8 protein-coding genes and 1 pseudogene are annotated in these 8,541 nt (G+C 72.7%); 3 read left to right on the forward strand and 6 right to left on the reverse strand.

The window, feature by feature from the left end; translation table 11 throughout:
• Positions 1–1,276: phosphomethylpyrimidine synthase ThiC (locus VH969_RS03975; RefSeq protein ID WP_331970502.1), on the reverse strand; the 1,276-nt coding region annotated here is incomplete at its 3' end.
• A gap of 195 nt (positions 1,277–1,471) precedes the next feature.
• Here VH969_RS03975 and VH969_RS03980 point away from each other — a divergent pair.
• Positions 1,472–2,110 carry a hypothetical protein gene (locus VH969_RS03980; protein ID WP_331970505.1) on the forward strand — a complete coding sequence of 213 codons (639 nt, stop codon included), beginning with the start codon at positions 1,472–1,474 and terminating at the stop codon, positions 2,108–2,110.
• Here VH969_RS03980 and VH969_RS03985 read toward each other — a convergent pair.
• From VH969_RS03985 to VH969_RS03995, 3 genes are all read right to left on the reverse strand, one after another.
• Positions 2,072–2,647 carry a LysE family translocator gene (locus VH969_RS03985; RefSeq protein ID WP_331970508.1) on the reverse strand — a complete coding sequence of 192 codons (576 nt, stop codon included), beginning with the start codon at positions 2,645–2,647 and terminating at the stop codon, positions 2,072–2,074. The two genes, VH969_RS03980 and VH969_RS03985, sit on opposite strands and share 39 nt — an antisense overlap.
• Positions 2,648–2,774: 127 nt before the next feature.
• The gene (locus VH969_RS03990) at positions 2,775–3,698 is read right to left on the reverse strand and encodes a S1C family serine protease (RefSeq protein WP_331970511.1); all 924 of its coding nucleotides are present in this window, start codon (positions 3,696–3,698) and stop codon (positions 2,775–2,777) included.
• Between the two features lie 105 nt (positions 3,699–3,803).
• Entirely contained in the window at positions 3,804–4,376 is a 573-nt protein-coding gene (locus VH969_RS03995) for a peptide deformylase (RefSeq protein WP_331970514.1), read from the reverse strand.
• A 149-nt stretch (positions 4,377–4,525) separates the two neighbouring features.
• Here VH969_RS03995 and VH969_RS04000 point away from each other — a divergent pair, with 149 nt between their 5' ends.
• Both VH969_RS04000 and VH969_RS04005 read left to right on the forward strand, forming a co-directional pair.
• Positions 4,526–4,840: a DUF3263 domain-containing protein gene (locus VH969_RS04000; RefSeq protein WP_414638423.1), complete on the forward strand. Its 315-nt coding sequence runs from the start codon at positions 4,526–4,528 to the stop codon at positions 4,838–4,840.
• Positions 4,837–5,484, forward strand: coding sequence for a LytR C-terminal domain-containing protein (locus VH969_RS04005; RefSeq protein ID WP_331970517.1), 648 nt, complete (start codon positions 4,837–4,839; stop codon positions 5,482–5,484). The genes VH969_RS04000 and VH969_RS04005 overlap by 4 nt, the downstream gene beginning before the upstream one ends.
• 178 nt (positions 5,485–5,662) lie before the next feature.
• On the opposite strand, the gene VH969_RS04010 is transcribed toward VH969_RS04005, so the two are convergent.
• On the reverse strand, positions 5,663–7,942 hold the full coding sequence (locus tag VH969_RS04010) for an AAA family ATPase (protein WP_331970520.1): 2,280 nt from the start codon (positions 7,940–7,942) through the stop codon (positions 5,663–5,665).
• 11 nt (positions 7,943–7,953) lie between these two features.
• Positions 7,954–8,541 (reverse strand): annotated as a pseudogene (locus tag VH969_RS04015) (phosphatidylserine synthase); the annotation flags it as partial.

The following is an 8,541-nucleotide window of genomic DNA, read 5'->3' on the forward strand; positions in this document are numbered from 1 at the left end:
CGATGCGCGTCAGCTCACCCTGCGTCTTCAATTCCGCGAACTGCGCTTCGTCATTGGCATCAGCGATCGATCCGGGCCGCAGACCATCGCCGAGCGAGAACGACACATCGTAGGCGCGCATGATCTCGCAGATCTCGCGGAAGCGCGTGTAGAGAAAGTTCTCCTGGTGATGCGCGAGGCACCACTTCGCGAGGATCGAGCCGCCGCGCGAGACGATGCCGGTGACGCGGCGCGCGGTCATCGGGATGTGGCCGGGGCCCTCGTTCATCACCTGAACGTCGTACTTCCACGCAATCTTCGTGAGCTCACCCTGCGTCTTGAGCTCGGCGAACTGCGCTTCGTCGTTGGCGTCGGCGATCGAGCCGGGGCGCAGGCCGTCGCCCAGCGAGAAGGCCACGTCGTAGGCCTTCATGATCTCGCAGATGTCCTCGAAGTGCGTATAGAGGAAATTCTCGCGGTGATGCGCCAGGCACCACTTGGCCAGGATCGAACCGCCGCGCGAGACGATGCCGGTGACGCGCTTCGCCGTCAGCGGCACGTAGCGCAGCAGCACGCCGGCGTGGATGGTGAAGTAATCGACGCCCTGCTCGGCCTGCTCGACGAGCGTGTCGCGGAAGATCTCCCAGGTGAGTTCTTCCGCGCGGCCGTCGACCTTCTCCAGCGCCTGGTAGATCGGCACGGTGCCGACGGGCACGGGCGAGTTGCGCAGGATCCACTCGCGCGTCTCGTGGATCCGCTTGCCCGTCGAGAGGTCCATGACGGTGTCCGCGCCCCAGCGGGTCGCCCACACCATCTTCTCCACCTCGTCCTCAATGGACGAGGAGACCGCGGAGTTGCCGATGTTCGCGTTGATCTTGACGAGGAAGTTCTTGCCGATGATCGCCGGCTCGGCCTCCGGATGGTTGCGGTTGACCGGTATCACGGCCCGGCCGCGCGCGACCTCGTCGCGCACGAACTCGTGCTCGACGCCCTCGCGTGCCGCGACGAACTCCATCTCCTTCGTGGTGACTCCGGCCTTGGCGTAGGCCAGCTGCGTCACGGCGCCGCCGGCCGGCTCTCGTGCCCAGCCCTGCCGGAGCTTCGGCAGTCCTTTGTGGATGTCGATGGTGGCGTCCGGGTCGGTGTACGGGCCGGACGTGTCGTACAGGTCGACGTGCTCGCCGTTCGTCAGGTGGACCCGCCGGAACGGGACGTCGCCGCGGTAGACCTTGGTGGAGCCGGTGACGGGCCCGGTGGTCACGGTCGGCCGGACGGAACGGTCCTCGAGAGCAGTCATGGAAAAGCCTCCCTACGCCGGCATTACCCGGTCAGGTTCAGGCGGTCGGCAAGGCCGGGTCCTGGAACGGACACCACTTGCCCTCTCAGCCCGCTGTGGCGCGAGCTCCCGCTAAAGATGTTGAGTTCTCGTGCTTTCGACCATAGCCACGCCGATGCGGCGGTGCCAAGGGCGTTGTGAAGTACCGTTCTACCCGTGGACGCGCTCGTGCCGGACCGGTCGGTGGACACGCCGACCGTGGTGCCGTGCGCGACCTGCGGCGAGCCGGCCGGCCGCGGCTACCCGTCGTGCCTGGGGTGCGCCGAGGAGGTCGAGGCACGCTGGCTCGACGACTGGCGCGACCTGCTGGCCGCGTCGCGGGCGAGCGCGGGCGCGGAGTCCGAACGGGACCTCGCGACGCAGGTGCTGTCGGCCGGGCCGGCCGCGTACCCGTGGACGTGCGTCGACTGGGCGCTGCGGCTGCTGCGCTGCGAGGAGTGCGCGGGCGAGCTGGGTGCGGGCGACCCGGTGTGCCTGCGCTGCGCGGCGGCGGACGCGTCCCGCTGGGAGTCGTGGGCCGGGCCGGACCACCTGCTGCGGGCGGCGGCGCTGGCGTTACGGGCACCGCAGCGCCGGCGGGTGTCGGTGGTGTCGGCGTTGCGCCTGGTACTGCCGTTCGTGCTGGCGGGGGCGCCGGTGTCGGCGGCCGAGGTGCGTGCCGTCCGCGCGGGCGTGCTGGCCGGCCGGTACACCGACCTGGCGGCGCTGGACAGCGTGGTCGAGCTGGTGAACCTGCCGCTGGTGCCGTGGCGGCGGCTATCCCTCGACAGCGAGCCGCACGCCAAGGCCGATTAGGGCCACGCCGGAGATCCGTTCGACCAGCGAGCTCTTCCGCAGGATGCCGACGAGGCGGGTCAGCAGCGTCGCGATCAGCAGGTACCAGATCGTGTCGACGACGACCCAGAGCGCGGCGAGCGCCAGCAGCGCTGCGTGGCTCGCGCCGGGCGGCACGAACTGCGGCAGGAACGAGATGGCGAAGACGGCGAGCTTCGGGTTCGCGAGGTTGACGAGCAGCCCCGCCCGGAACCCGCCGCCGGCTGTCTCGTCCGGCTCCCGATGCCGCCCGAACAAGGCGCGCACCCCGAACCAGAGGAGCACGACTACGCCGGCGACCCGCAGCACCTGGTAGGCCACCTCGGACGCGACGAGGAGGACCGACAGCCCGAGCCCCGCCGCGGCTGCCCACACGGCGACCCCGCTCTCGAGCCCGGCGACCGTCGCGAGCGCCGCCCGCCGTCCACCCCGCACCGACTGCCGGACGAGCATCGCCGTGCCGACCCCGGGCACCATCGCGAGGAGGAAGGAAGCAAGCAGAAAGGCGGCAAGGTCCATGCGGCCCACTTTGCCGCCGCACCGCCCCGCGGACGAGCGAATTTGCGGCCAGCTGTCCACAAGCGACAGAGGTTTGCCAGGGCGGCGACGGGCCACCCGCTTCGCGGCGGCCGAGCATGGACGGCGGTCAGCTGACCGTCAGCTCCGTCGGGCGGGCGTAGACGTCCACCATGGCGCCGTTGCGCAACACCGTCACCGCCAGGTCGGTGCCGATCACCTCCGCGAAGAGCTTGCGTTGGATGCCCTGCGCGTTGTGCACCTGCTCGCGCGCCACCGTCAGCACCAGGTCGCCCGTGCGCAGGCCCGCTCGTTCCGCGGGGCCGCCCGGCACCACCTCGATCACCCGCAGGCCGGCCCGCTGGCCGGTCCGCTCGGCGACGTCGTCCGGCAGGGGCGCCGGTACGCCGATCACGCCGAGGTACGCCCGCCGCACCCGGCCCTCCACCATCAGCGTGTCGATGATCCGCCTCGTCGTGCCGTTGATCGGGACCGCCAGGCCCAGGCCGAAGCCCGCCACCGCCGTGTTGATGCCCACGACCCGCCCGCGCGAGTCCGCCAGCGCGCCGCCGGAGTTGCCGGGGTTCAGCGCCGCGTCGGTCTGGATCACGTCCTCGATCACCCGCGCCGCCTGGCCCTGGCGCACCGGCAGCGACCGGCCCAGCGCGCTGACGACCCCGGCCGTCACCGAACCGGACAGGCCGAGCGGGCTGCCGACCGCGACCACCAGCTGGCCGACCACGAGGTCGTCGGCCTCGCCCAGGTACGCGGGCGCCGGCGCGTCCGAACCGGCGCGGACCACCGCGAGATCCGACAGCGGGTCCGCGCCGATCACCTCGAACGGCGACTCCGTCCCGTCGGAGAACGTCGCCGTGCCGCGCTTGCCCCCGCCGACCACGTGAGCGTTCGTCAGCAGGTGCCCGGTATCGGTGAACACGACCGCCGAGCCGCTGCCACGCCGCAGCGACACGCTCGCCACGTGCGGGGTCAGCATCTGGGCCACCGCGCTCACCGTGCGGGAGTAGGCGTCCAGCTCCTCCGACGACACGGACATCACCGCCAATTACACCGTTGCACTCCACTTCAAGTGTGCGCCGGTGCCCCGGTGTTCCCCGTTCGCTGTGAGCGAAGTAGCGAACAATCGAAACAGGGCGAAGACCTACTCGTCGCCCGGCTCCGATTCGACGGTCGGGTCCCACGACAGGCCGGGCTGGCCCCAGCCGTTCCGCTTGAGCATCCGCTTCGACTCCTTGGCGTACCGGCCGGTGAGCCGGCTCAGGTAGAGCAGCCCGTCGAGGTGGTCGGTCTCGTGCTGTAGGCAGCGCGCGAAGTACCCGGTGCCCTCGACCTCGACCGGCTCGCCGGACAGGTCCTGGCCGGTCACCTTCGCCCACGACGCCCGGCCGGTCGGGAACCGCTCGCCGGGCACCGACAGGCAGCCCTCGAGATCGTCGTCCGGGTCGGGCATGGTCTCCGGGCGCTCGGAGGTCTCCAGTACCGGGTTGACGACCACGCCACGGTGCCGCACGCCCTCGTCGTCCGGGCAGTCGTAGACGAACACGCGCAGGTCCACGCCCACCTGGTTCGCGGCGAGGCCGACGCCCGGCGCGGCGGCCATCGTCTCGAACATGTCGTCCACGAGCGTCTTCAGCTCGTCGTCGAAGGCCTCCACCTTGCGCGTCGGGTTGTGCAGCACGGGGTCTCCGACGATGACGATCGGGCGAACGGCCATGGCGCGACCCTAGAGCACGGCCGCTCGCCGAAAGATCGCGCGACTCTCGCGCGCATCGCCGACGGACACCGTCGGTAGCGTGATGTAATAAGGCCCGGCGAATCACAGGCGTGTGATTCGCGGGCAGAGACCCCGTGGCGAGGAGCCTGATGGACGCCGCAGAGTTGCCGGCACAGCCCTCCGGCCCGCACATGCGCGCGGTGCCGCCCGCGGACGCGGACGGCCTCACGCAGCGGGAGCGCGAGATCCTGGCGTTCGAACGCCAGTGGTGGAAGTACCCCGGCCTCAAGGAGCAGGCCATCCACGAGCTGTTCGGTGTCTCGCCCACCCGCTACTACCAGCTCGTGAACCGGCTGATCGACAAGCGCGAGGCGCTCGAGGCCGACCCGATGCTGGTCAAGCGCCTGCGCCGGCTGCGCAGCGGTCGGCAGCGTGCCCGCTCGGCCCCGCGGCTGTCTCGATGAGCTCGCCCGAGTCGCCCAGTCCCACGCGGCCACTGCGGATCGCGGGCCTGGCGCTGCTCGGGCTGGCCGCGATCGCGCTGATCATCGGCCTCGTCTCGATCCTCGGCGGTGGCGACGGGGACGGCAACGCCCAGCCGTCGCCCACCCAGACCAGCAAGCCGGGCTCGTCCGAGGAGCAGCCGACCTCGACGACGACGTCGGGCGAGCAACCGCCGTCCTCGTCGTCGAGCGGCGCGCCCACGACGACCACGACCACCAAACCCGGCGCCGGTGGCGGCAACGAGAGCTCCCTGCCCGCCCCGCCGCCCGGCGGCGACGGCAACGGCGAACCCGGCAAGAGCCAGCCCGTCCGCGTCTACAACAACAGCACCGTCAGCGGGCTGGCCGCGCAGGCGGCGGACGACCTGCGCGCGGTCGGCTGGAACGTCGTGTCGGTCGGCAACTACCCGTACGGCACGATCCCGACCACGACCGTGTACTACCGGGCCGGCACGGCCGAGCAGCAGGCTGCGGAGGACATCGCGGACGACTTCGGCATGCACGTCGAGGCCCGCTTCCCGGGCCTGAAGAGCTTCCCGACCGGCGTGATCGTCATCGTCACCGACGACTACCAGGGCATCGGCGGCAAGAACGAGGGCAAATAGGCAGTCCCGCCGCCCGGAATTCAATGTGTTGGTCGCGTTCCGGCGATCGGCGCGGGATATCCGGGTTGATGGTGGCTGCGTGCCGTCACGGTCCCCTGAGATCCCGCTGGTTCGTCCGAGACTTCACGCCGCGGCCCGCCGGACTGCGCGTGCGCCTCAGCGGGACTGCGCGTACGCCTCAGCGGGACTGCGCGTACGCCTCCAGGGCAGCGAGCTGCGCCGGGTCCAGGGAGGCGCGCACCTTCTCCCGCGCCGTGGTCAGGTGGGCGCGCGTCACGATCGTCGCCTCGAGGGACTCGCGCATCGCGGTCAGGGCGGCCTCCCGGATGAGGGCCGCGCAGTCCGCCGCCGAGTAGCCGTCCAGCTCGCGGGCGAGCTCGGCCAGGTCGACGTCGTCCGCCAGCGGGGTGTTCTTCGCCGCGGAGCGCAGGATCTCCGTGCGCGCGTCGGCATCCGGCGGCGGCACGTAGACCAGCCGCTCCAGGCGGCCGGGGCGCAGCAGCGCCGGGTCGATCAGCTCCGGGCGGTTCGTCGCGCCCAGCACGACGACGTCGCGCACCGGCTCCACACCGTCCAGCTCGGTCAGCAGCGACGCGACCACCCGGTCCGACACGCCCGAGTCCGCCGACTGCCCGCGCCGCGGCGCCAGCGCGTCCACCTCGTCCAGGAAGACCAGTGCCGGCGCGGCCTCCGCGGCCCGGCGGAACAGCTCCCGGACCGCCCGCTCGGACTCGCCGACCCACTTGTCCAGCAGCTCCGCGCCCTTGACCGACAGCACGTTCAGCTGTCCGGTCCCCGCGAGCGCCCGGACCAGGAACGTCTTGCCGCACCCGGGCGGGCCGAACAGCAGCAGCCCGCGCGGCGGGTCCACGCCCAGCCGCGAGAACGAGTCGGGGTAGCGCAGCGGCCACAGCACCGACTCGGTCAGCGCCTGCTTCACCTCGACCATGTCGCCGACGCCGTCCAGGGTCAGCCCGCCGGTCTGCAGGTTGTCCGAAGTGGACAGCGAGGTCGGGCGGACGGTCTCCAGCGCGCCGTGCAGGTCCGCCGAGGTGACCGTGGGATCGGTGGCGGCCTTCACCCGCACTGCGGCGCGCACGGCGGCCTCGCGGCGCAGCGCGATGAGATCGGCGGCGACGAAACCCGGCGTCCGCTCGGCCACCTCGCCGAAGTTCACCTCGGACTCGACGGGCACCTCGCGGAACAGCACGCGCAGCAGCTCAGTGCGGGTCTTCGCGTCCGGCAGGGGCAGCGACAGCGACCGGTCCAGCAGGTCCACCCCGCGCACCCGCGGGTCGACCGCCTCCGGGTGCGCCGTGGTCGCGACGATCGCCAGCTTCGGCGTGCGGATCGCGGTGCGCAGCGTGTCGACCACGACCGTGGCCACCGGCGGCGGGCTGCTCGCCGGCAGCAATGCGTCCAGGTCGGTGATCAGCAGCACCGCCGGCACCTGCCCGCTCGCCGTGGCGATCGCGTCGGTCAGCCGGCGGGCGGCCGCGTTCGGCTCCAGCGCCGCGAGCGTCGGCCCGGCCAGCTCGACGACGCGCGCGTCGACCGCGTTCGCGACCGAGCGCACCAGGGTCGTCTTGCCGACGCCCTCCGGTCCGGTGATCAACGCGCCGAGCTGCGCGGCCGCGCCCAGCTTGGACAGCAGCTCCGGGCGGTTGAACGCGAGCTCGAACCACTCGGTGAGCCGCTCGGCGGCCTCCCGGGCGCCGACCAGGTCGGCCAGGGGCGGCGGCGGTGCGATCGGTTCGACGACCGGTTCGACGGCCGGCGAAGCGACGTCGGTGTCCGTGTCGGCGTCGGTGTCCGTGCCGGTGGCCGCCTGCCGGTCGGTGGGCGCGGTCGCCGTGCCGCCCGGACCCGCGGCCGCGGGGGCCGGGTCGCCGGTACGCGCGCCGTCCCGCCAGCCGACCACAGTGGACGGATGGATCGCGACCGGGCCCGCGGGCTCGGTCGCGGTGACGGTCAGCAGCTCGTTGGTCCAGGTCATGCCGATCGCGCGGGACAGCTTGCCGCGCACCGCGGGCAGGTCCGACCCCGGCGCGGGCGCGAGGTCCTGCGGCAGCAGCGACACCGCGTCGCCGACCGTCAGCACCTTGCCGATCAGCGCCTGCCGCACGGTCTCCGGCGGCAGCGACGTCGACGCGAGCCGAGAGCCGGCCACCGTCACCATCCGCGCGGCGCCGACGTCCGCCGGCTCCACCACGACGTCGGCGCCCTCGGTCACGCCCACGTTCGACATGGTCACGTCGTCGAGCAGCAGCACGCCGGGGGCGCCGGCCGTGTCCGCCTCGGCGGCGAGCGCGGCGCTGATCCGTGCCCCGGTCAGCCGCACGCACGACCACGGCTCGAGGCCGAGCGCGTCCAGCACTTCGCGGTGCAGCCGCACCACGCCGCGGCGGGTGTCCATCGCCGACGGCGTCAGCCGCGCGGTGAGCGTGATCTGTGGCATGGGGCCCGAGACTACTGCTCGCCGGCCCGTGGCCGGGCCTGGTTGCGGCGCAGTCCGGTGCGCCGCCAGCCGCGCCCGCGAACCGCGCGGCGAACCCGGTTCGAGTCGGTCGGCAGCAGCACCCGGTGCCCCTCCCGCGCGCCACCGCCCGCGCCGTTCCCGCGGCGGGCGACCGACACCGCGCGCCGGGCCGCGCCGGCGACCTTGCGCATCGGCGGCCGCAGCCCGAGCCGCCGCGACGAGCCGTGCGCGCGGCGGATCGCCCGGCGCTCCTTCGGCGGCACGTCCCACGCCTCGGGGTGGTTGGCGAGCCAGTGGTTGCGCCGCACCGCGTACGGCACGTGCGCGAGGTAGATCACGAGCGCGCTCGCGAGCGCGAGCATCGGGTAGGTGATCACCGCGGCCGCGGCCAGGCCGACGAGCACCAGCAGCGGCGCGACCATGCGGGCCGGCACCCGGAACGTCTTCACCGACAGCGTCGGGATCCGGCTGATCAGCAGGGCCGCGATGGCCACGGTCCACACCATCACCGCGGGCGTGCTCGACCACCAGCCGTCGTGCCCGATCTGCAGGGTCAGGATCAGCGGCAGCAGCGCCAC

Source organism: Actinophytocola sp., assembly GCF_036555685.1.
Classification (GTDB): Bacteria; Actinomycetota; Actinomycetes; order Mycobacteriales; family Pseudonocardiaceae; genus Actinophytocola.

Bases quoted from the DNA above. Each gene is read 5' to 3' on its own strand.
- VH969_RS04010 (WP_331970520.1), bottom strand. From the start codon at position 7,942: ATGCCACAGATCACGCTCACCGCGCGGCTGACGCCGTCGGCGATGGAC.
- VH969_RS04000 (WP_414638423.1), top strand. From the start codon at position 4,526: ATGGACGCCGCAGAGTTGCCGGCACAGCCCTCCGGCCCGCACATGCGC.
- VH969_RS04005 (WP_331970517.1), top strand. From the start codon at position 4,837: ATGAGCTCGCCCGAGTCGCCCAGTCCCACGCGGCCACTGCGGATCGCG.
- VH969_RS03985 (WP_331970508.1), bottom strand. From the start codon at position 2,647: ATGGACCTTGCCGCCTTTCTGCTTGCTTCCTTCCTCCTCGCGATGGTG.
- VH969_RS03995 (WP_331970514.1), bottom strand. From the start codon at position 4,376: ATGGCCGTTCGCCCGATCGTCATCGTCGGAGACCCCGTGCTGCACAAC.
- VH969_RS03990 (WP_331970511.1), bottom strand. From the start codon at position 3,698: ATGTCCGTGTCGTCGGAGGAGCTGGACGCCTACTCCCGCACGGTGAGC.